The following is a 22,661-nucleotide window of genomic DNA, read 5'->3' as shown; positions in this document are numbered from 1 at the left end:
AAAATTTGTCCGGTAGTACGGTTACCCGGTTAATTAACCACAAGCGAGGAGGGAAGAGTGGGCGCGCCCCGGAAAACGGGGCGAATGTGACAGTGTGTTACCTTACGGGTAATCGAGTTTACATTTTTGTTGTGATTTTATTCACAGAAATACCAGGGCTAGGGCTAGAGCTAGGAAAGCGTGGCCCACATCACTCTGTGGTGCCCGATACATGCTGCTCCGCCAGCAGTTGCTGGATCGTGCGGGCTACCAACCACAGACGGTCCTGACCCCACACCGCGAGCTGCTCGCGGCCATTCTGGTCGAGCAAGCGGAAACTCGGCACGCCCCACAGCCCCGCCTGGTACAGCACCTCGCGATTACCCTCCAGCATGTTTTCCCAGTCGCGCTCGCCTTGAGGCGTACGTGCGTCTGCGGTGAGGATATCCTGTGCCTGCTGCCAATCGAGGCCGGCCTGCTCCACCACGTAACGCAGGCCCCGATCCTTATTGGTATTGATGCCTTCGGCAAACGCCGCCCGCAGGAAGCAGGACATTAGCTCGACTTCGCGCCCCTGTTTGCACGCCCAGGGGTACAGCGCATAAGCGCGGCGCACCGGGTCGCCAATCGGATCGTAAAAATTGCCGAAGGCTACTCCCGCCGCGCGCGCCTCCCGCGCGGCGTCAGTAAAAATGTACATGCCTTTTTCGCGCGTTGCCGGCACGCCGCGCATCACCATCGGCAGCACCGGCCGCAGTACCAGCTTGATACCGGCCGCACGGGCAAACGCTACCACGCGGTCGAAGCAAACCGCGGTATAAGGGCTGCGCAGGGAGGCGAAGAACTCTAGGGTCAGACTGCTCGCGGACGCACTCTGAACCGGCTCGACGGGTAGGCGCGGTGCCAGCGCGGGATTGGTAGGGAGCTGGTCCGCACCCAGCTCTGCCAAACGACGCTCCAGATGGTAGAGACGGTCGACGCCCCAGTACCATTCATCACCGTAAAAGAACATGGCCCCGGAGTAATGCTTGAGCTGGCGGCGCCGCGTATTGCCGGCGGCGATACGTTCCGCCACCAGGTCGTCACCGGCACTGCCCCATCGCGTGGCGAGCGCCTGCATTCGCGCCCGATCACCGGCCCACAGAGCCTGACCGACTTCCGCGGCGCATGCCAAAAAACCGCTGGTACTCTGGGCACAGAGGATGGCAGAGGCCTGCTCAACCAGCTCCGGCGCGGGGGCCGTGTCGCCCGCGGGAAAGCGCAAATTAAAGTGAGGCGCAATCAGAGCAGCATCCACCCGCGACAGACGCGCGAGCAATTCGGGCTCGGGTACATTGTCACCACTCGGCGCGCTGACCAGATGAACGACCAGCTCAATACCATAGCGCCCAGCCAGAGCCCCCAGCATTTGCGCGGCCAGATGGCTGTAGCCATCGTCCACCTGATGGAAATACTCCACCACATGTGCGGCGCCGTCGCGCTGGCGCGCGGCTTCCGCTTTATCGCGGCGCGCCTGCAGGCGCTGTGGCGCACAAACCCGCGTCATCACCTTCGACGTCAGCCAGCGCAGCAGCCTACTAGGGTCCATAGTGGCTGCACCGCCCTGCTCTTTGAATGCTTGTGCCATCCCAATCTTTCTCCCGCCCCTTGTATTGTCCTATCTTATGACATTATATTTAAGGTTGCTATCTAGGATTACTTACAAGAATTACTCACAAGAATTAGTATCGTAGCGTTACATCTAAGCGCACCCGCGCGCGATGTACCACAGTAACGCGAGCAGCCCGTTCGGCGTCAAGCAGCGATCACAACAGCAGCGAGAAGAAAAATAATGAATAGACCCTGGCAAGAAACCCTGTACCCACCGGGTGTTCCCACAGAAATTGACCCGGATGCACACGCCTCCATCAATGAAGTTTTTCAGGAATCGGTAAAAAAATTCGCGCACAAGCCATCCTTCATCAGCATGGGCTACGAATTAACCTACGCCCAGCTGGGAGAAAAAGCCGAGGCATTTGCGGCTTTCCTGCAACAGGACCTGGGGCTGGTTAAAGGCGACCGACTGGCCATCATGGTACCCAACCTGCTGCAGTACCCCATCGCATTGTTTGGCGCACAGTTGGCGGGCATTACCGTGGTCAACGTCAATCCGCTTTACACTGAGCGCGAACTGCGCCACCAGCTGCAGGATTCCGGTAGCAAGGCGATCGTGATTTTCGAAATCTTCGCGCACACCCTCGAAGCAGTTATCGACGATACGCCAGTGGTGAATGTGATTACCACCGGGGTGGGTGATTGCCTCGGCCTTAAGGGTAAATTACTCAATTTTGTGGTGCGCAAAGTCAAAAAAGCGGTGCCGGCGTTCCAACTGCCCGGCGCTATCGGCTTTAACGAGGCTCTGGCCCGCGGTGCGCGCCTGAGCCTTTCGCCGGTGACCGTTTGCGGCGATGATATCGCGTTCCTGCAGTACACCGGGGGCACCACCGGTGTGGCCAAGGGCGCAGTACTGAGCCAGCGCAATATCATCGCCAACATGCTGCAGACCCGCGCCATGATCGAGCCGATTGTGGAAGAGGGCAACGAAATAATGGTCACGGCGCTGCCGCTCTACCATATCTACGCACTCACCTGTAACTGCCTCGCCTTTATGTTCAGTGGTGGCAGCAACCTGCTGATCGCCAACCCCCGCGACATGGACGGGTTTGTAAAAACCCTGTCCAAATACCGCTTCACTTTCTTCACCGGTGTTAACACCCTGTTCAACGGCCTGATGAATACCCCCGGCTTCGACAAGCTGGATTTCAGCGCGCTCAAGGTAACTATGGCCGGCGGCATGGCCACCCAGCGCGCAGTGGCCGAGAAGTGGCAAGAAAAAACCGGCTGCGCCGTGCTCGAGGGATTTGGCCTTACCGAGTGCTCCCCCTGCGTAGCGGTAAGCCCCTACACCCAGGATTACTTCAGCGGCGCAATCGGTGTGCCGCTGCCTTCCACCGACGTGCGTTTGGTCGATGAAAACGGCGAGGATGTGGCCGCGGGCGAACCCGGTGAGCTGTTGGTGAAAGGGCCGCAGGTCATGCAGGGCTATTACCAGCGGCCGGAGGCCACGGCAGAAGTCATCCGCGACGGCTGGGTGGCCACCGGTGACATTGCCACCCTGGGAGAGGATGGCCTGCTGCGCATTGTCGACCGCAAGAAAGACATGATTCTGGTCTCTGGCTTTAACGTATTCCCGAATGAAATCGAGGAAGTGGTGGCGATGCACGAGTCCATCGCCACCGCCGGTGCCATTGGCGTGCCCTGCGAACAGACCGGAGAAAAAGTGCGTGTGTATGTGGAGGTTTACGAGGGCAAACTGGATACCGAGGCACTGATTGCCCACTGCCGCCAACACCTCACCGCCTACAAGGTGCCGCGGGAGTTCGAGGTGATGGACGAACTGCCGAAAACCCCAGTCGGCAAGGTGCTGCGCAAAGACCTGCGCAAACTGCTTGCCGAAGCCTGATTTTCCGATCGAACAAAATATTAGAGAGTTATTGTTATGCCCGAATATAAGGCGCCGCTGCGCGACATCCAATTTGTCTTTCAGGAAGTGTTCGACTGCGAGGCCCACTACCGCAAACTCGGTTTCGAAGATGTCGATGCAGACACCATCAACGCCATCCATGAGGAAGCGGCCAAGTTTGTCGAGGACGTGGTCGCTCCGCTGAACCGCATCGGTGATGAGCAGGGCTGCCAGTGGAACGACGGTGAAGTGACCACGCCCGACGGCTTCAAGGAAGCCTACCAGCAGTATGTGGAAGCGGGCTGGCCGACGCTGGCGCAGAACGAGAAGTTCGGCGGCCAGGGCCTGCCGCACTCGCTGCAGCAACCGATCAGTGAAATGATTTCTGCCGCCAACCACAGTTGGGGAATGTATCCGGGCCTCAGCCACGGTGCCATGGCGACACTGGAAGAGCACGGCACCGACGAACAGAAAGCCCGGTTCCTGCCGGCACTGGTCGAAGGGCGCTGGACCGGCACCATGTGCCTGACCGAACCCCACTGCGGCACCGACCTCGGCCTGCTGCGCACCAAAGCCGAAGCCAACGCCGACGGCAGCTACCGCCTCAACGGCAGCAAGATTTTTATCAGTGCCGGCGACCACGACCTGGCCGAAAACATTGTGCACATCGTACTGGCGCGCCTTCCCGACTCCCCGGCGGGCACCAAAGGTATCTCGCTGTTTATCGTGCCCAAGGTCAACGTCAATGAAGACTCCTCCCTGGGTGAACGCAACGGTGTGCACTGCGCCTCCATCGAACACAAGATGGGCATCAAGGGCAGCGCCACCTGCGTACTCAATTTTGACGATGCCCGCGGCTACCTGATTGGCGAGGTCAATCGCGGCCTCCACTGCATGTTCACCTTTATGAACGCGGCGCGTCTGGGCGTGGCGCTCGAAGGCGTGGCCGCCTCGGATGCCGCCTTCCAGGGCTCACTGGCCTACGCCCGCGAGCGCCTGCAGATGCGCGCGCTATCTGGCGCCAAAAACCCGGACGGCGCCGCCGACCCGATCATCGTGCACCCGGACGTGCGCCGCATGCTGCTGACCCAGAAGGCATTTGCCGAGGGCGGCCGTGCCATGAGCGCCGACCTGTCAATGTTGATCGACACCACCCACAAAGGCACCGACGCCGACGAACGCGCGCGCGCCGATGCCAAGCTGGCCCTGCTCACCCCCATCGCCAAGGCCTTCCTCACCGAGACCGGCATGGAGTCCACCAGCCACGGTGTACAGGTGTACGGCGGCCACGGATTTATTTCCGAGTGGGGCATGGAACAGCTGATGCGTGACACCAAGATTTCCTGCCTGTACGAAGGCACCACCGGCATTCAGGCACTCGACCTGCTGGGCCGCAAGGTGCTGGGCAGCCAGGGCGAACTGCTGAAAGGCTTTATGCAGGAAATGGGCAGCTTCCTCGGGGAGTGCAGCGCGGACGAACAACTGGCTGCACACGCAGCCGTGATCGGCCAGTACTTGGAAGAACTGCAATCGCTGACCGCAACAATCGGCAAACGCGCCATGAGCAACCCAGAAGAGATTGGAGCGGCCTCGGTGGACTACCTGATGTTCGCCGGCTACGTGGTGCTCGCTTACTACTGGCTGCGCATGATGGCCACCGCACAGCAGAAACTCGCCGACGGCAGTGGCGATGCCAATTTCTACACCGCCAAACTACAAACCGGTGCGTTTTATTTTGACCGGGTACTGCCCCGTGCCAAGAGTCACAGTGCCTGTGTCCAGAATGGTGGAGACAGCATGATGGCGATGGCGGCGGAGCACTTCGCGTTTTAAATCCTCGTGCATGGCGGCCCCCGAGACCGCCTGGCGCCGATGCTTGGCCCCACATTGTGGGGCCTTTTTTTTGGCGCATAAAAAAGGCCGCTGGATGCGGCCTGATTATTTTTGCGAGATTCGTTCAACCCGTACCGATCAGCGCAGTGGCCCCCAAACTTCAAGGTGCCCCTTGCGTTCCACACGGCGGTCGGTGCGCAGGGTCAGCATCGCTTCCAGCCCGGTCTCGGCAAACAGCGCCGCGATTTTTTCCTGCTCGCTGGGTGCTGCCGCGTCATAGCTATCCTGAATGCGTTGCAGCAGGTAAAAACGGTACGGCATCACCCAGGTGCTCAACGATATGCCGCGCCACTGGAACTCTGCCTTGCCGATAATGCGCTCGGCGGGATCTTCGAAGCCATTGGTACCGTCTTCCAAGTCCGGGCGTTCGCGCAGCCACTGATTGGCAAATGCCACATGCGCTGCCAACTCGGGCAGATATTCCTCGGCCACAAAGCGCATCAGCGCCTTCAGAGTTTCTGGAATGGCGTCGTCGGCGAATAGCTGAGCGTTCTCTCCCACATATTCTTCCGCGTACTCCACAGCCACCTGTTCCGGCGCATGCATACGCTCCACCCAGCGCGCCACCTGCGGCGCCGTCTCGCGCATCAGCGCGGCCGGTTTGGGGTCGCGCGCCATATGCCCATAAAGTGGGCCGGTGAGGCCGTAATCACCTAGGGTTGGGCGGCCACCGAGCAAATAGGGCACCGTGCTCAGGTGCTCGGAGAACAGCGCCAGGAATTCCGCATATGACTGCTCGATCAGTGCGCGCGCTTCCACCGGTGCGCCGAAGCCGACCGCGGCCTTGCGCATGCGCCCGCTGGCCCAGTCGAACAGCTGGGTGCGCCCCTTCTCATCCGTGCCCGGTGGTACCAGGCCCGCACAGAATTCGTTTTTCAAAAACGCCAGATTTTCTTCGTCGAAATGCCAGCGGTAGTGCATCGCCGGGCGCAACATGCCCTCGCCACCGAACAGCTCAAACAGGTGCGCCAGCGTCTGTTGCAGCGGTGTATCGGGGTAAGCCGACTGGCGGTACAAACCCTGCTGCTCGAAGTAATCAATAATATCGGTACCGTCCTGGATCACTTCCCCCGCGGCACTCTCCACCACCGGCATGATGATGCGGCCGAGCTGCGGCACGATCGCCTGCTGGTATTGCGGGTGGTTCACTCCGCATTCGGTAAAACCAATCCCCTGCTTGCGCATATAGCAGCGCACCTTGGCGGTATACAGAGAGGCAGGAATCCCATACATCGTGTAGGGAGCGTTAAGGGAGGCGGTCATCGGCAACTCCGGTCTGGCAATAATACGTGTGCCCGGATGCGGACCCCACGCAGGTTTTTATTCGTTATCTTTACTTCGCGACAAATAATGGCATAAAGTATGACACAAGGTAAAGCGGTCGCGCCGCGGCACTGCAGCAGTGCCCGAGACGCACAAGAGAGACACAGGAGTCGCGCTGTGAATTTGAATAAAAAAATAACCTTCACGCTCGGGGCAATTGCCATCGTCGCCGTGGTTTTATTCAGCCAGCGTGCACACATTGCCCCCGTGCTACTGGAACGCGCGCTGCCGCGCATAATGGCCGCCGATGCCCTGGCCGAACTTGGCGACGGCCTGCATGTAGCCGTGTGCGGCGCCGGCAGCCCCATGGCCGACCCGCAGCGCTCCGGCCCCTGCCTGCTGGTGATGGCCGGCGACAATTTACTGATGGTGGACGCGGGCAGCGGCGGTGCCAAAACCATCGGCATGATGCGCCTGCCCATTGGCGAAATCGATGCGGTACTGCTGACCCACTTCCATTCCGACCATATCGACGGCCTCGGTGAAGTGGCCACCCTGCGCTGGGCCAGCAGCGCCAACACCAGCCCCCTGCCGGTGATTGCCCCGGAAGGCGTCGAGCCGGTGGTACAGGGTTTTAACCTGGCGTATTCACACGACGTGCAGTACCGCCACGACCACCACGGCGATACCGTGGCCCCCCTGTCCGGCAAGGGCATGGTGGCGCAACCGTTTGCGGTACCGGCAGATGGCGTGGGTGAAATTGTGTGGGACCGCGACGGCCTGCGCGTCACCGCCTTCCGCGTCGAGCACGCGCCGGTGGAACCGGCCGTGGGCTACCGCTTCGACTACGCTGGCCGCAGCGTGGTGATCAGCGGCGACACGGTGCAATCCCCCAACCTCGAGCACTTCGCCAAGGGCGCAGACCTGCTGTTACACGAGGCGCTGTCGCGCAAACTGGTAGGCATCATCGAAAAGGTGGGCAAGCAAACCGGTAACGCCATCGCCGCCAAGGTGATGTATGACATCCAGGACTATCATACCGACCCGCGCGAGGCCGCCGAGAGCGCCCGGCGCGCCGGCGTTGGCCACCTGGCCCTGTACCACCTGGTGCCGCCACTGCGGGTGCCTGCCATGGAAGCGATATTTGTGGACGGCCTCGACGAGATCTATTCCGGCCCGGTGACCGTCACCCGCGACGGCACCCTGTTCTCCCTGCCCACCGGCAGTGACGAAATCCGCCTGGTCTCCGAAGGCCTTTGAGCCCGCGGGCCGATGCCCGCTGCAAACAATAAACCGCCGTACAGGAAACCCTCATGAAAAAATGGCTCACCCGCACCGCACTGGCCCTGGTGGCGTTTTTCGCCTGGGCTTTTTGGCTGGCTTTTTTCTCTGCCCGCCCACCACTGACCATCGACCCCGCGACTCTCGCCGGCGACGGCAGTACCCTCAATTACTGCGCACTGCCGGAACTGGATGGCAGCGGCAAAATGGCCGCCGACATCCCCAAGGGCAACACCCCTGGCTGCGCCTACGAACACTTCCCGCTGCCGATCCTGACCGAGTGCACCGAGCCGCTGTCTGAAGGTGCAGCCGACCTGCGCGGCCTGTGGATCGGGGTGGAAGGCGGCTACAAGGGCCATGTAGAGCGCATCGAGCAGTGCGGCGAACGGCTGGTAATTACTTCTGCCGGTATCATTCACGACCTGGGCCCCAACAGCACCGCCGGCCTCACCTCCAACGATACCGAGGGCTCGGTGCTATTCACCGCCGGCGAGCGCGAATACTGCGCCCGCAGCTCCGCCGGCACCACCTGGAATAACGGCGTACTGGAGTTCCGCGTGTTTGGCTGGGGCCCGATCGTGGTCAAACGCTACATGGACGGCGAACAGCTGGTGTGGGAATACGCCGACGGCAGCACCACCCGCATGGACCGCCTGTGCACCCTGCCGGATGAACACAAACAACCCAAACCACGGGGCAAACGGATCGAACTCTTCTGACGTCCTGCTCTAACCTTCTGTAGGACCTCTGGTACACTCGCTGCACCCGAGGTTCCTACTTGCCGATTCCACGGCCCCGAGAGCATGTCCAGCAAGCCCATCTCCGCGAAGCCCGCAACCATCTCCCCCAGCCAGTTCCAGCGCACCCTGCTCAAGTGGTTCGACCAGCATGGCCGTCACGACCTGCCGTGGCAGCAGGACATCAACCCCTACCGGGTGTGGGTATCGGAGATCATGCTGCAGCAGACCCAGGTAGCGGCGGTCATTCCCTACTACCAGCGGTTTATGGAGTCCTTCCCCACCGTGGAAGCCCTCGCTGCCGCCAGCCAGGACCAGGTGCTGGCCCACTGGAGCGGCCTCGGCTACTACGCCCGCGCGCGCAACCTGCACAAATGCGCGCAGACCGTGGTCAACGAACACAATGGCGAATTCCCCCGCAGCCTCGAAGCCCTCGCCGAACTGCCCGGCATCGGCCGCTCCACCGCCGGCGCCATCGCCAGTATCAGCATGGGGCTGGAAGCGGCGATTCTCGACGGCAACGTCAAACGGGTACTGGCGCGTATGCACGCGGTGGAAGGCTGGCCCGGGCAGACCGCCGTAGCCAAGGGCCTGTGGGAGATCGCCGAGCAGTACACCCCCGCCAAGCGCACCGGCGACTACACCCAGGCGATGATGGACCTGGGCGCCACCCTGTGCACCCGTTCCAAGCCCGCCTGCGAGCGCTGCCCGTTTGCCAAGCACTGCGTGGCCCACGCCCAGGGCAACCCCACCTATTACCCGGGCAAGAAGCCCAAGAAGGAAAAGCCGGTGCGCCAGACTACCCTGTTGCTGATCGAACACGATGGCGAGCTGTACCTGGAACAGCGCCCCGCCAGCGGCATCTGGGGTGGCCTGTGGATACCGCCACAGCTGGAAGGGGACGACGGCGGTGAAGCCAGCGCGCAGGAATGGCTGGCGGCACAGGACCTGGACGCCAGCGAGCTGCAGGCCCTGCCACCCATGCGCCACACCTTCAGCCACTTCCACCTGGATATCCACCCGGTGTGGATAAGTCTGCCGCGCAAGCCCGATCAGGTAGCGGAAGGAGCCAGCGGCTGGTATAAACTGCGCCAGCTCGACCGGCCCCGATCCGGACAGGATCTCGGCCTGCCGGCGCCCATCGCCAAGCTGGTCAAACAATTAACGGCCATGCGCGCCCCACTATTGGCACCCTGTTAGGAGAAACCATGTCTCGCACCGTCTTCTGCCGCAAATACCAGGAAGAACTCGAAGGCCTCCCCAACCCGCCCTTCCCGGGCCCCAAGGGGCAGGACATCTACGACAACGTCTCCAAGAAAGCCTGGGGCGAGTGGATGGCCCACCAGACCATGCTGATCAACGAAAAGCGCCTCAACATGATGGAACCGTCCTCCCGCGCCTACTTAGCCGAACAGATGGGCAAATTCTTCGCCGGTGAAGACTACGACGACGCCGAAGGCTTCGTTCCCGAGCAAGACGGCGACAAGTAAGCAACCACTTACAAACCGAAAAAACTATTTATCAATCAAGGGGTTGACTCCCCCCGGAAGAGCAGGTTTAATACGCGCCTCGCTGCCGGGGACAACCCCGAAACAGCATTGCCCAGATAGCTCAGTCGGTAGAGCAGGGGATTGAAAATCCCCGTGTCGGTGGTTCGATTCCGCCTCTGGGCACCATACAAAAAAGGCCGCTCCCGGAAGGGTGCGGCCTTTTTTGTATGGTTTCGAGGGGCAGTTGAGAACCACCAGTTTGGTTCGACTAATCGCAAAAGCGATTTGCAACGAGCGCCCCAGCGCGACTAACCGGCGAAGCACCAATTAGCAAAGTGAAGCTTGCCAAATGGCGCACCGGCAAAGTGGGTGCACTCCCCGCAGGGTCGTAATAGCCCAAAGGCCATTCAAATTTATGGTGCTTCAATTTACGCACCAAAACCCCCGTTAGAAGCTTGCCTTATAACTTTGTGGCTGAAGATTCACATGCTGATCCACAGCCCCAGACAACTGATATATTCGCACTAAATTTCTGAAATCGTAGACTCGGTAAAGACAGTACCTCGCAGCATTTCTCTTTGAAAACTCCAATTCATTGTGGCTAAGGAAGAAAGGCTGATACTTCCCACTATTGGTTGTCTTAACCTCAATCAACAGTTCTTCATCTCTGACCGGATCGAAGGAGCGAATATCGTAGCCGAGACCATCACCCTCTACTTTACTTTTCCACTCAATCTCGTTCGCTAGATCGACTCTTCCAGCGCTTGTTAGGCGATACCGTTCAAACTCAATTACAAATGCCTCACCCTTTTCACCCAATCTACGATTGGCCTTTTCCCGCTCAGAAAAATTTATTTTCTTTGCAATATACTTTCGCTCAGGCTCAGAAATGGTCGGTACACGCTCCGGAAGCTCTCGATCTAATACCGAATCCCAATCTATGATCTGTTGGTTTCCAGTTGGGACTAAGTCGGCAGAAGAAACAATCCTATCTAACTCACCTTGATGTCCAGCCAAATATGCCAACACAACTTCTTTTAGTTGTTTTTGATAATTGAAGGCGGGCTTATATCCTTTAACGTAGGGCTGCCCCATTTCCACTAACGTAGCGCTGATATTTTGATGTTTAAACTCGATCGACCCTTCGCTACGATTATTCAACTTAGGCATCAGGGCTCTACGATGCTCAGCCTTATTGTATTTCTCTCCAGCAATTTCTTTATTTAGCATAACGAAGTAGTCTTGCACCACCGCTTCACACTCTAACCAATCCCAACCGTTTCCAACGTGTAAGATTTCGGCATGATCTTGACTACTGAGATTCCTCTCTAATGCCGAAGAGAGCAACGCCCTTGCAAAGCCATTACCTATTAGCTCAAAAAGCTCATCATCCAAAAACACACACTGAATATTGCCAGTGATAACTTTTGAGCTAGATGCTGTCGATAATTTTGAATATGCATCCTGCTTACCAGGCAGTAAAACATGATGCCAAAAGCCACTGCTGCGCAAATGGAAGAATGGCAAGTGGGGGTTATCTCGGTCACCCTCACTTGCCATACGAGCAAAGTGTTTTGAGAAACAATCTTTAAGCTCTTGATCAAATAGGATTTTATTCTGAGTAATTTTGCCGTTTTCAATAAGCTCTAAAACTGCTCGCAGCATCGCCACCTTATGTGGGCTCTTTTCACCTCCTCCGCGCGCATTCATTTTCAAAGAGGAAAATATTTTCTCATAGTCCAGCAGGCTCATGATTCACTCCAGTAGTCAGCCTTCTCTGGAACAACCCACCGCACACCACCGCGCGGATCACTATCATCAGTTTCATACCGGGGAATCAGATGAATATGTAAGTGCGGGACAGTCTGCCCCGCGGCCGGTCCGTCGTTGATACCGACATTGTAAGAAGAAGGCCCAAACTCGACATCAATCAGAGATTTAGCTTTATCTAGTAAAGAAAACAACGCTGCACGCTCGTCACATGTGACCTCGAAAAACGAGCCAATATGACGCCTAGGAATAATTAGAGTGTGGCCATCCGTCACCGGATAACCGTCCGCAATACAGAAAGCTAGATCATTACTAGCGAAGACCTCCCTGGGAACATCTCCTTTTAAAATTGCACAGAATGGGCAACTTTTACTCACGACAAACTCCTTTATTTCTTCGTGAGACCCTTATTAGGCATATACGGCTTGCGAGCTTAGTACTCACAATACTTTCGACGAATTCCTAGGTACATTCAATAGCTTGAGCATATTTTTATGGGGATATTAACATCGTACTCGCTTAATACTCCGAGGCTGATCAAGAGATAAATTTACATTTGATGAAATTAGCCCATTGGGGCTATTTTGATATACCTAATACTTTCTACTACTAGACAGATAAATGCCTTATCGATGATCGACTTACTATATCTTTTTAATTTTCTAAAATGACGATCAGAAGTTCTGCTACCTGCATAAAACTTGTTTGGGGGCAGAGGGACTCGAGCCCCCGACATCCTGCTCCCAAAGCAGGCACGCAATCAGTATATTTAAAGTGCCGTACCTACAATCCAAGCCCTTAGTGGCCCGAAGATAATCATGAACGACCCACACAACCTACAACGCTTCCTCGACGCCCAATCAACCTGCTACCCCGAAGCCCTCTCTGAAATCCACGCCGGCAACAAACGCACCCACTGGATGTGGTTCATTTTCCCGCAAATCGACGGCCTCGGCCGCAGCTCCACTGCGCGGCACTACGCCATCAAAAGCCATGCTGAAGCAGAGGCCTATTTGGCCCACCCGATTCTCGGTACCCGCCTGCGCGAATGTTGCTCTGCACTGCTGGCAGTAAAAGGCCGCAGCGCCCACCAGATTTTTGGCAGCCCGGACGATATGAAGCTGAAATCCAGCATGACGCTGTTTACCTTGGTGGCGGGACAGAAGAGTGAATTCATGCAGGTGCTGAAGCGCTATTACGGCGGGGAATTGGACAGCACAACGCTGGAAATACTGGCCGGAGATTAGCCGGGCAACGGGAATCCCGCCAACACGCGACTGCTATAATTCCTTGCCGATACGAGCCCATAAAGAGATACCCGCGAAGGGCAGTCGGGTAACCGGAACCGGGCCTGCCGCCTCACGGAACAGAGGGACTCTGGCTCATGGAAACGCCCGACAACAATCTACCTGGCAACCGCCAACCCGAACCCCTGTCACTGGTCGATCTTGTGATACGGCTGGCGCTGGCCGCTTTGTTGATGTGGCTGGCAGCGCATGCGTTTGCGCCCTTTCTGGTGATGATGGTGTGGGCGGTGGTGCTGGCGGTTTCCCTGCACCCGTTGAATCAGAAACTGGCAGCGCGGCTCGGTGGCTCAAACGGTCGCGCCGCCACCGTGCTGGTGCTGTTGATGCTGATACTGCTGGGCGTGCCGACGGTGTTGCTTGGCATGGCCTTTATCGACCATGTGATTGGCTTTCACGACAGCCTGTCCGAGGGCCGGCAGGTGATCCCGCCACCACCGAAAGCGGTTGAGGACTGGCCGTTAATAGGCCAGCAGATATACGCCGCCTGGCAGAGTGCCTCGACCAATTTCACACGCTTTGCAGAGCACTACCACGATCAATTATTGGCGCTGTCGCGCGATGCGGTGGCCAAGCTGGGCAGCACGCTGACGGCGCTACTCGCGTTTACTGCAGCCTTTATCGTGGCCGGCATTCTGCTGGCCTACACCACCCCCAGCCACAGTACCGCACGGCGCATTTTCTCCCGCGTGTGCGGCCCCGAACACGGGCCACAAATGCTGGAGTTGTCGGTGGCCACGGTGCGTTCGGTGTCTTCCGGGGTGATTGGGGTGGCTTTTATTCAGGCGCTGCTACTGGGGATTGGCTTCCTGCTGTGCGGCGTGCCCGGCGCCGGCCTGCTGGCGGTGGTTGCCCTGATTCTGGGGATCGCGCAGATCCCGGCAATTCTGGTGGTCATCCCGGTGCTGGTGTGGCTGTGGTCTCAATCCGATGCTTCCACCCTGGGCAGCGTGGTGTTCAGCGTGTACCTGGTGCTGGCGGGCCTGGCGGATAACGTGCTCAAACCCATGCTGCTGGGGCGCGGGGTGGCCGTGCCCATGCCGGTTATTTTGCTCGGCGCACTGGGCGGGATGATCAGTGCCGGGCTAACCGGGCTGTTTGTGGGTGCGGTGATTCTCGCCCTGGGTTACGAGGTGCTGAAGGTATGGGTACGCGGTGGCGAACCAGAGCCGCCCTCCACACCAGAGCACGAATGATCCGCTTGCTGCCCAACGCGATTTTCCGCCTGCCCGGCGCACTGTTGCTGTTGGGCGCCGTGGCCTGCGCACCGCTGGGGCCGGATTTTGTCGAGCCGGATGTGGGCTGGCTTAGTCAGTGGCAGCCGACCCTCTATAGGCAGGTTGTGCAGGATCCGCACGGGGATGACATCAGTAAATGGTGGCGGCGCTTTCATGACCCGGTGCTGAATACTCTGGTAGAACAGGCGCGGCTCGAGAACCCGGAGCTGCGCATTGCCGGCCTGAGCATTCTCGAAAGCCGCGCGGTACTCGGTATTGCCATCGGCCAGCAGTACCCACAGTTGCAACAGATCAATGCCGAGGGGGCCTACGTCTCCGAGCGCACCAGCGGCGGCATCAATGATGGCGACCGGGAATTTCGCACCGCGGAAGTGGCCTTTGACGTGGCCTGGGAAATGGATTTCTGGGGGCGCTTTCGACGCGGGGTGGAGTCGGCGGATGCGGCCTACCTGGCATCGGTAACCAACCAGCGCGATGTGCAGGTATTGCTGGCCGCGCAGGTGGCGTCGCTTTACTACGGTTACAAGACCACCCTGCGACGCATTGAAATCGCCCATGAAAATGTCGCGCTGCAGGAACGCAGCCTGGAAATTACCCGGCAGTTGTTCCAGAGCGGACAGGAATCGGAACTCGACCTGCAACAGGCGCGCACCCAGTATCTGGCAACGCTGGCAACCATTCCCAGCTTGCGCCTGGGGCTCACCCGGCAACGCAATGCGCTGTGCGCATTATTGCGACGCGCACCGGGGGACTTACCGGAACTGGACCCGGCCGACGGGCAACTTCCGGAGCCGGGCCACGTGGCACTGGTCGGCGAACTCCCGGTAAACCTGTTGCTGTTGCGCCCGGATGTGCGCACCGCGGCCTGGCAGGCGGCGGCGCAGTCGGCGCAGGTGGGCGTGGCGCAGGCGGACCTGTACCCGGCCATCTCCCTGTTCGGCACGGTGAGCTGGCAGGGCAACAGTCTCGACGCCGTCGGTGATGTCACCACCTTCGCCGCGGGGCCGGCGCTGAGCTGGGATATTTTTAATTACGGGCGCCTGCGCAACAACGTGCGCGCGCAGGATGCGCGCCTGCAGCAGGCGCTGGAAAACTTCCAGTCCAAGGTACTGAACGCTGCCCGGGAGGTAGACGATGCCGCCAAGCGCATGGCCGAAACCGAAGCCAGCCAGAAAATTCTCGACGAATCGCTGGTGGCCGCGGAGCGCTCACTGGTGATTGCCAACCGCCGCTATCGCGAGGGTTATTCCAGCTTCCAGCGGGTGCTCGACGCGCAGGCGGCCGCCTTTGCACAATCGGACCTGACGGCGCTAAACCGGGGCGAACACCTGGCGGCGGTGATCGACCTGTACCGGGCACTGGGCGGCGGTTGGCGGCCCGCCACGCTTGATGACGTGGCGCCGCCCTGGCTGCGCGAAGAGATGCGCGAGCGCACCAACTGGGGCGACCTGCTCGACGAATCCGTGGCGGTGCCGCCGGGACACGGAGTGGTGCCATGAACGAAACCCCGGAAAACATCGGTGACGCTCAGCCGACACCCGCACCTGTACCGCCTGCGCCAGAACCACCGGAGCCCACGCCGGCGGCGGCCGTGGGCCGCGGGGTGAAGGTGGTTGTTGCGCTGTTGCTGCTGTCACTGTGCTGGTATTTGATGGCCGCCCGGTTTACCCCCTATACCTCGCAGGCGCGCCTGCAGGGTTATGTGGTGGGCGTGGCACCGAAGGTGGCCGGCGTCATTACCGACCTCTGGGTAAGCAACAATCAGCAGGTGACTGCGGGCGCAAAGCTGTTTGCCATTGATCGCTCGCGCTACGAACTGGCACTGCAAAGTGCCAATGCGAATTTTGATAACACCTGGCAGCAGGTGGCTGCGGGCGATTCGGTGGTGGAGCAGGCGCGGGCCAGCCAGCGCGCGGCGGTGGCAAAGCAGCTCGAAGCGCAACAGGACTACTCGCGCCTCACTCGGCTGTGGAAAGACGACCCGGGTACGATCTCGGTGCGCCGCCTGGAAATCTCCCGGGCCAGCCTGGAACGGGCGAGTGCGCAGGTAGCCGCTGCCGATGCCGCCATCCAGCAGGCCATCGAACAAAAGGGTGGCGACAACGAGGCCAGCAACACCCTGTTGCAGGCCGCGCGCGTCAGCGTCGAGCAGGCGCAACTGGATCTGGACAATACCATCGTGCTGGCGGAAGCAGCCGGCGTGATCACCGACCTGCGCACCGAGGTCGGCCTGTATGCCAATGCCGGCACACCGGTGCTGACCCTGATCTCGTCCGAGACCATGTGGATCAATGCAGATTTCACGGAAAATAATCTGGGCCATCTGCAGGTGGGCACGCCGGTAGAAATACTGCTGGATGCACTGCCCGGGCAGGTGCTCAAGGGTAAGGTGCAGGATATTGGCCTGGGGGTTGGTGGCGACAATGCGCCTGCGCCGGGAGTGCTGCCCACCATTGAAAACAACCGCGACTGGCTGCGCCAGGCCCAGCGCTTCCCCGTGCGGATCGAATTCAGCAGCCCGCTGCCGCCCGAAGTACAGCGCCAATTGCGCGTGGGCGGCCAGGCCTCGGTGATCGCCTATACCGAAGGCCATGGATTTTTGCGGCTGCTGGGCAAGCTGTATATCCGTATTCTCAGTTACCTGTCGTTCGCCTACTGATGGACAGCGGCACGCCATTCACTGCGCAGCGGCCAAAGCGTATGCCGCTGGCGGCGCGGCGCTGTTATCGGCTGGCAGTGAGTACCGCGCTGGCACTGGCACTGTGTTACGGCTTTGACCTGGGCATTCCCTACCTGTCACCGATTTTTGTCGTACTGCTGGCCGCCGGTGCACCGAACCCGCCCGGGCTGAAAGTTGCATTAATACTGCTGGGTTTTGTGGCGGTGGCGCTGGGCCTAGGCGTGTTACTGATCCCGCTGTTGCAGATGGCACCCCTGTCGGCTTTGCTGGCGATTGCACTTGGCATTTTTTACTGCAATCGGCTGGCCATCCTCCACCGCAAAGGCATTACCGCCACACTGCTGGCCATTGGGCTGACGGTGATCCCTGCGGCCGGCATTCTCAGCTCCGCACTGGCGGGCGCCATTGTGGAAGCGATGGTGTTTGGCATTGCGGTGGCGATTGTCAGCCTGTGGTTGGTGTATCCGTTTTTTCCGGAAGACCCTGCTTTGCCGGAAGACCCCTCTCTTTCGGATGACTCAGAGCCGAAACAGGCAACCGCAGCAACGGATGCTACACCGGACACGTGGCTAGCCCTGCGCGCCACGCTGATCGTAATGCCGGCATTTCTACTCACGCTGACGAACCCCGCTAACTACCTGCCGTTTCTGGTGAAGAGCATTCTGCTCGCGCGCGAGGCCAGCGACACCAGCCTGCGCGGTGCCAACCGCGAACTGATCGGCGCAACCGCACTCGGCGGCGCCTGCGCGATCGGCGTCTGGTGGTGCCTGAGTCTGGCGGTGGAGTTGTGGTTCTTTACCGGCTGGGTGTTGCTGGTGAGCTTACTACTCGCCAGTGGCGCCTACGGGATAGTGCGTAACACCATGAGCCCGTCATTCTGGATCAACTCACTGACCACCATGCTGATATTGCTGGGGGCAGCGGTGCAGGACAGTGCCAGTGGCAAAGATGTCTACCAGGCTCTGTTCGTGCGTATGGTGTTGTTTCTCGGCGTTACCGTATATGCCCTGTTCGCCATGACGCTGCTGGAGCGCTGGCGAAAGTCCACACGTGCGAAGAAGCAGGCACTCCCCTCCGACTGAATCCACAACTTTTATATCGCCCGCCAATCTAGCCGTTGGTCTAGCTTCACTGGCAGCAAAAAGCACATATAATCGCGCGACCATTAAAAACAAAATAGTCATAAAGAAAAATATAATGTTTAAACAGCAAAAGATCCGCGCAGCGCTGCTGGCAAGTATTGCTCTCCCACTATTCCTATCCGGCTGTGGTGGAGGCGGCGGTGGGGATGATACTCCGCCTCCACCGAGCGCAACCGCGCAGAGTATTAGCCTGGACGAAGACACCAATATCGAAGGCCAGGTTGCCGGCACCGCGCAAGCCGGTGGCACCCTGTCTTTTGAGCTGCAGCAGGGGCCGGAAAATGGGCAGGTTAGCCTGAGCGGAACCGCATTTACTTATACCCCCAATCCCGATTTCGCAGGGCAGGACAGCTTCAGCTTTACCGCCACCGAAGATGGCCGCCGCTCATCACCGGCGACCGTCACCATCACCGTCAATCCGATTAACGATTCCCCGGTTGCCACCAATGGTAACTTCTCCACGGACGAAGATATTGCCTTAACCGCGATGCTGCCGGTTGAGGACGTGGATGGGGACCAGCTGAACTACTCGGTAACCGCAGAGCCGGCAAACGGTGAGCTGCAGATTTCTGCCAGCGGTGAATTTACCTACCAGCCAGCGAAAGACTTCTTCGGCACCGATGAGTTTCGCCTGACCGCCAGTGACGGTGAATTTGAAACCGACGAAGTCACCATCGCCCTCACCATTGCAGCGGTAAATGACGCTCCAGAAGTACCCGAGCAAATTTCCGCGAGCCTGACAGCAGGTGCGACACAGGCTATCGATTTACAGATTGTCGATGTCGACAGCACCGATCTCACCACTACGGTTGTTGAACAGCCACAAGTAGTTGAAGTGGCGAGTATCGACAACGACCTGGGCAGCATGAACCTGTCCACTAGTTACGGCACCTGGGGTGCTGACCAACTGTCTTTCATTACCAATGACGGTGAGCTGGACTCCAATACCAGCCTAATGAATATCGACGTTGCCGTTGCCCAGACCACCACCGAGGAAGCCGTAACGACCTTCAGCTCTGCGGGCGACACGACGATCGAGCTTCTAGCCGATGGCCCGGAAGGTTTGCTCGCCATGACCGGCCTGTCCCACGGAGCGCTTGGCGCTACCGGATCCGGCGTACATCAGCAGTTTATTGCGTTTACCGATACGGCCGGTGCACCAGCGGCTGCTGGCTACATTCTGGCGGGCAAGGGCATTCCCATTCCGCTTGCTCTGGGTGTAAATGACAGTACCGCCTTTAGCATTGCCATGGATGACAACAACCAACTGTTCTTCGGTGCGCTTTCCGCTGCCGGAGCATTTACCACCAATTCGGCGCTGCCGTCGTTTGAAGGCACAAACCATATTCAGGTTACCGCCCAATATGTATCAGGCAACGGCTTTATCCTGTTCAGTAATGACGGTGTTATCCGCTACTACGATCAGCAGGGCAATGCGCGCTGGAGCCAGCCGGTCACTCATGACTTCGGTTTCGAAATCGGCGCCTGGCATACCCATGACGTACGCGTGGAAGGCAATAACGCACATTTCGTCGGCATGCTGATGTCGTGTGGTCAAGACTCTTGTGGATCTATGACGAGTTCAGGAAGTTTCTCGCTGAAACTCAACCTGACAACCGGAGAGATCACCGAGCTGTACCAGCCGAAAACCAGCAGCATGGCTGGCTACCATCTGCAGATCACCAGCGATGGTCGAGTTCTGATGGCGCACCGCAACCAGCTTACCCTGCTGGCAACTGACGGCACCACCGAGTGGGTACAGAGCGTCAACTCTTCCAGTCTCTCGCGCATCGGCCTGACGGAATCGGAAGATATCCTGTGGTGGAGCCACGACAGCAATAATGATTCTTCGACTATGACTCGCCTGAGCATAGACGGTGAATTACAGGCCCAAAGTTCCTACAGCCACGGCATATCCTACCCATGGGTCGAAGATATTATCGTCGACAAATACGGCAATACCTTTATCAAGTTGATCGACCGCTACAACGATCCGGACTACAACGGTGATCATGTTATCCTGCATTACGACTACGCCACCGGTTCGCAGTGGGTGCAGCGCAGCAAAGGCCAGTATCAACCGCAGTCTTACATCCCTCCGGTGATGGTATTGAAAGACGAGCTGCAGTTGTTTTCTGGGTTTTATGACTACTACGGTGTTTCCGTTGGCGACGCTTACCTGCAGAAGCTGACCATCGACCGCAATATTCCTTAATTCCCTTCAAACAAAAAAGCCCCCGCACACTGCGGGGGCTTTTTTATTACGGCCTTTGGTCAAACGCGAAACAGGGTTCGCGGCCTGCACCACTTTTTACATAGCGGCAGCCAGACGCATACCCTGATCAATCGCACGTTTGGCATCCAGCTCGGCTGCTTCATCCGCACCACCGATCAGGTGATACGGCTTGTTCAGGCCTTCCACCAGTGCACGCGCAGGCTCTTGGCCGGCACACAGGATCACGTTATCCACATCCAGCACCTTGGTTTCTTCGCCAACCTTGATGTGCAGACCTTCATCGTCGATCTTCACATACTCACAGCCGGGGATCATGTTCACCCCTTTGTTGGCGAGGCCGGTGCGGTGAATCCAGCCGGTGGTTTTACCCAGGCCGCCGCCCACTTTGCTGGCCTTGCGCTGCAGCAGGAACACTTCGCGCGGTGACGCGGGCACTTCTGCCTGCACGCCTTCGATACCGCCACGCGCTTGCAGGCTCATGTCCACACCCCACTCGCGCATAAACGCGGGGATATTCTGGCTGGTGGCTTCGCCGGCGTGGGTCAGGTATTCGGAAACGTCGAAGCCGATACCGCCGGCACCGATGACCGCGACTTTTTTGCCGACCGGCTTTTTGTGTTTCAGCACGTCCAGGTAACCGAGTACTTTTTCGTGCTCGACACCGGGGATCGGCGGTACGCGCGGGGTAATACCGGTGGCCACGATCACTTCATCAAAGTCACTGTTGTTCAGCTGCTCGGCGGTTACCGGAGAATTCAGCTTGAGGGTAACGCCGGTAATTTCGATACGACGCTGGAAGTAACGCAGGGTCTCGTAGAACTCTCCCTTGCCCGGGATCTGCTTGGCGATATTGAACTGGCCACCGATCTCGCTGGCGGCGTCAAACAGGGTAACGTCATGGCCGCATTCTGCTGCAGAAGTGGCGAAAGCCAGGCCCGCGGGACCGGCACCGATTACCGCGAGTTTTTTCACGTTGCTGGTGGGCAGCAGGTTTAGTTCGGTCTCGTGACAGGCGCGCGGGTTAACCAGGCAGCTGGTCATCTTCATGCTGAATACGTGATCCAGACAGGCCTGGTTACAGCCGATGCAGGTGTTAATTTCGTCTGCGCGGTTTTCCGCCGCTTTGTTGACGAAGTCCGCATCAGCGAGGAATGGGCGCGCCATGGAAACCATGTCGGCATCGCCGCGTTGCAGTACTTCTTCGGCCACTTCCGGGGTGTTGATGCGGTTGGAGGTGATTACTGGTACGGACAGTTCCTCGCGGAACTTGGCGGTAACCCAGGTAAACGCGGCGCGCGGCACCTTGGTGGCGATGGTGGGGATGCGCGCTTCGTGCCAGCCGATACCGGTATTGATAATGGTGGCACCGGCTTTTTCGATGGCTTTACCCAAGGTGACAATTTCCTGGTAGTCGCTGCCGCCCTCGACCAAGTCGAGCATGGACAGGCGGTAGATAATAATAAAGTCTTCACCTACCGCTTCGCGCACGCGGCGCACCACTTCTACCGGCAGGCGCATGCGGTTTTCGTAGCTGCCACCCCAGTCGTCGTCGCGCTGGTTGGTACGTGCGGCGAGGAACTGGTTGAGGAAGTAACCCTCGGAGCCCATGATTTCCACACCGTCGTAGCCGCTTTCTTTGGCGAGTACGGAGGTGCGCACGAAGTCCTCGATCTGCTGTTCGATTTCGTCTTCGGTTGCGGCCTGCGGCTTGAACGGATTGATCGGCGCCTGGATGGCAGACGGGGCAATCGGGTTTTCGTTAAATGCGTAGCGGCCGGTGTGCAGGATCTGCATACAGATCTTGCCGCCTTCCTTATGCACCGCGTCGGTAATGATGCGGTGGTCTGCGCAGTCCTCTTCGCTCCACAGCATTTTGGTGTGCTCGTGAGTGGCGGCGCGCTTGTTAGGGCCAAAGCCACCGGTGACGATCAGGCCAACACCACCGCGGGCGCGCTCGGCAAAAAAGGCAGCCATGCGCTCGTGACCGTTGGGGGCCTCTTCCAGGCCGGTGTGCATGGAACCCATGAGTACGCGGTTGCGCAGGGTGGTAAAGCCCAGGTCGAGGGGCTCGAGCATTTTCGGGTAGGGATTGTTCGCGGCGGTACTGGTAGCAGAATTGCTCATCACGTTTTACCTAAAATCTGTT

17 protein-coding genes and 1 tRNA gene are annotated in these 22,661 nt (G+C 58.8%); 13 read left to right on the top strand and 5 right to left on the bottom strand.

Features of this window, described 5'->3' with window-relative positions; genetic code table 11:
- Positions 1-190 precede the first annotated feature (190 nt).
- Positions 191-1,606 carry a DsbA family protein gene (locus KUV22_RS11745; RefSeq protein ID WP_222231334.1) on the bottom strand — a complete coding sequence of 472 codons (1,416 nt, stop codon included), beginning with the start codon at positions 1,604-1,606 and terminating at the stop codon, positions 191-193.
- A 204-nt stretch (positions 1,607-1,810) separates the two neighbouring features.
- On the opposite strand from KUV22_RS11745, the gene KUV22_RS11740 reads away from it, so the two are divergent.
- Positions 1,811-3,481, top strand: coding sequence for an AMP-binding protein (locus tag KUV22_RS11740; protein ID WP_261319468.1), 1,671 nt, complete (start codon positions 1,811-1,813; stop codon positions 3,479-3,481).
- 36 nt (positions 3,482-3,517) lie between these two features.
- Complete coding sequence (locus tag KUV22_RS11735; RefSeq protein ID WP_222231333.1) at positions 3,518-5,314, top strand: acyl-CoA dehydrogenase C-terminal domain-containing protein; 1,797 nt, start codon at positions 3,518-3,520, stop codon at positions 5,312-5,314.
- Positions 5,315-5,452: 138 nt separating this feature from the next.
- On the opposite strand, the gene KUV22_RS11730 is transcribed toward KUV22_RS11735, so the two are convergent.
- A complete protein-coding gene (locus tag KUV22_RS11730) occupies positions 5,453-6,637 on the bottom strand; it encodes a glutathione S-transferase N-terminal domain-containing protein (RefSeq protein WP_222231331.1) in 1,185 nt (394 codons plus the stop codon).
- A gap of 177 nt (positions 6,638-6,814) precedes the next feature.
- Between KUV22_RS11730 and KUV22_RS11725 the strand changes: the two genes are divergently transcribed.
- The 5 genes from KUV22_RS11725 to KUV22_RS11705 all read left to right on the top strand — a co-directional run bounded on the left by KUV22_RS11725 (position 6,815) and on the right by KUV22_RS11705 (position 10,331).
- Positions 6,815-7,897, top strand: a complete 1,083-nt coding sequence (locus KUV22_RS11725) for an MBL fold metallo-hydrolase (RefSeq protein WP_222231329.1) — start codon at positions 6,815-6,817, stop codon at positions 7,895-7,897.
- Between the two features lie 53 nt (positions 7,898-7,950).
- The gene (locus KUV22_RS11720) at positions 7,951-8,637 is read left to right on the top strand and encodes a hypothetical protein (protein ID WP_222231327.1); all 687 of its coding nucleotides are present in this window, start codon (positions 7,951-7,953) and stop codon (positions 8,635-8,637) included.
- A gap of 84 nt (positions 8,638-8,721) precedes the next feature.
- A complete protein-coding gene (mutY, locus tag KUV22_RS11715; protein WP_222231325.1) occupies positions 8,722-9,855 on the top strand; it encodes an A/G-specific adenine glycosylase in 1,134 nt (377 codons plus the stop codon).
- A gap of 8 nt (positions 9,856-9,863) precedes the next feature.
- A complete protein-coding gene (locus KUV22_RS11710) occupies positions 9,864-10,145 on the top strand; it encodes an oxidative damage protection protein (protein WP_010133137.1) in 282 nt (93 codons plus the stop codon).
- A 110-nt stretch (positions 10,146-10,255) separates the two neighbouring features.
- Positions 10,256-10,331, top strand: a tRNA-Phe gene (locus KUV22_RS11705).
- Between the two features lie 261 nt (positions 10,332-10,592).
- On the opposite strand, the gene KUV22_RS11700 is transcribed toward KUV22_RS11705, so the two are convergent.
- Positions 10,593-11,897, bottom strand: coding sequence for a DUF3883 domain-containing protein (locus KUV22_RS11700; RefSeq protein WP_222231323.1), 1,305 nt, complete (start codon positions 11,895-11,897; stop codon positions 10,593-10,595).
- Positions 11,894-12,292: an HIT family protein gene (locus KUV22_RS11695; protein WP_315857548.1), complete on the bottom strand. Its 399-nt coding sequence runs from the start codon at positions 12,290-12,292 to the stop codon at positions 11,894-11,896. Before KUV22_RS11695 ends, KUV22_RS11700 begins: the two co-directional genes overlap by 4 nt.
- 441 nt (positions 12,293-12,733) lie before the next feature.
- Between KUV22_RS11695 and KUV22_RS11690 the strand changes: the two genes are divergently transcribed.
- From KUV22_RS11690 to KUV22_RS11665, 6 genes are all read left to right on the top strand, one after another.
- Complete coding sequence (locus KUV22_RS11690; protein ID WP_222231321.1) at positions 12,734-13,162, top strand: DUF1810 domain-containing protein; 429 nt, start codon at positions 12,734-12,736, stop codon at positions 13,160-13,162.
- 137 nt (positions 13,163-13,299) lie between these two features.
- Positions 13,300-14,415: an AI-2E family transporter gene (locus KUV22_RS11685; RefSeq protein ID WP_222231319.1), complete on the top strand. Its 1,116-nt coding sequence runs from the start codon at positions 13,300-13,302 to the stop codon at positions 14,413-14,415.
- Positions 14,412-15,956: an efflux transporter outer membrane subunit gene (locus KUV22_RS11680; protein ID WP_222231317.1), complete on the top strand. Its 1,545-nt coding sequence runs from the start codon at positions 14,412-14,414 to the stop codon at positions 15,954-15,956. The genes KUV22_RS11685 and KUV22_RS11680 overlap by 4 nt, the downstream gene beginning before the upstream one ends.
- A complete protein-coding gene (locus KUV22_RS11675; RefSeq protein ID WP_222231315.1) occupies positions 15,953-17,116 on the top strand; it encodes an HlyD family secretion protein in 1,164 nt (387 codons plus the stop codon). The genes KUV22_RS11680 and KUV22_RS11675 overlap by 4 nt, the downstream gene beginning before the upstream one ends.
- On the top strand, positions 17,116-18,219 hold the full coding sequence (locus tag KUV22_RS11670) for a DUF2955 domain-containing protein (RefSeq protein ID WP_261319467.1): 1,104 nt from the start codon (positions 17,116-17,118) through the stop codon (positions 18,217-18,219). The genes KUV22_RS11675 and KUV22_RS11670 overlap by 1 nt, the downstream gene beginning before the upstream one ends.
- A gap of 115 nt (positions 18,220-18,334) precedes the next feature.
- Positions 18,335-20,494, top strand: coding sequence for an Ig-like domain-containing protein (locus KUV22_RS11665; RefSeq protein WP_222231313.1), 2,160 nt, complete (start codon positions 18,335-18,337; stop codon positions 20,492-20,494).
- A gap of 96 nt (positions 20,495-20,590) precedes the next feature.
- Here the strand turns inward: KUV22_RS11665 and KUV22_RS11660 are convergent, their stop codons facing one another.
- A complete protein-coding gene (locus tag KUV22_RS11660) occupies positions 20,591-22,639 on the bottom strand; it encodes an NADPH-dependent 2,4-dienoyl-CoA reductase (protein WP_315857547.1) in 2,049 nt (682 codons plus the stop codon).
- Positions 22,640-22,661: the final 22 nt, after the last annotated feature.

Source organism: Microbulbifer agarilyticus, assembly GCF_019800665.1.
Classification (GTDB): Bacteria; Pseudomonadota; Gammaproteobacteria; order Pseudomonadales; family Cellvibrionaceae; genus Microbulbifer; species Microbulbifer agarilyticus_C.
This window is presented reverse-complemented; position numbering and strand designations above follow the sequence as displayed.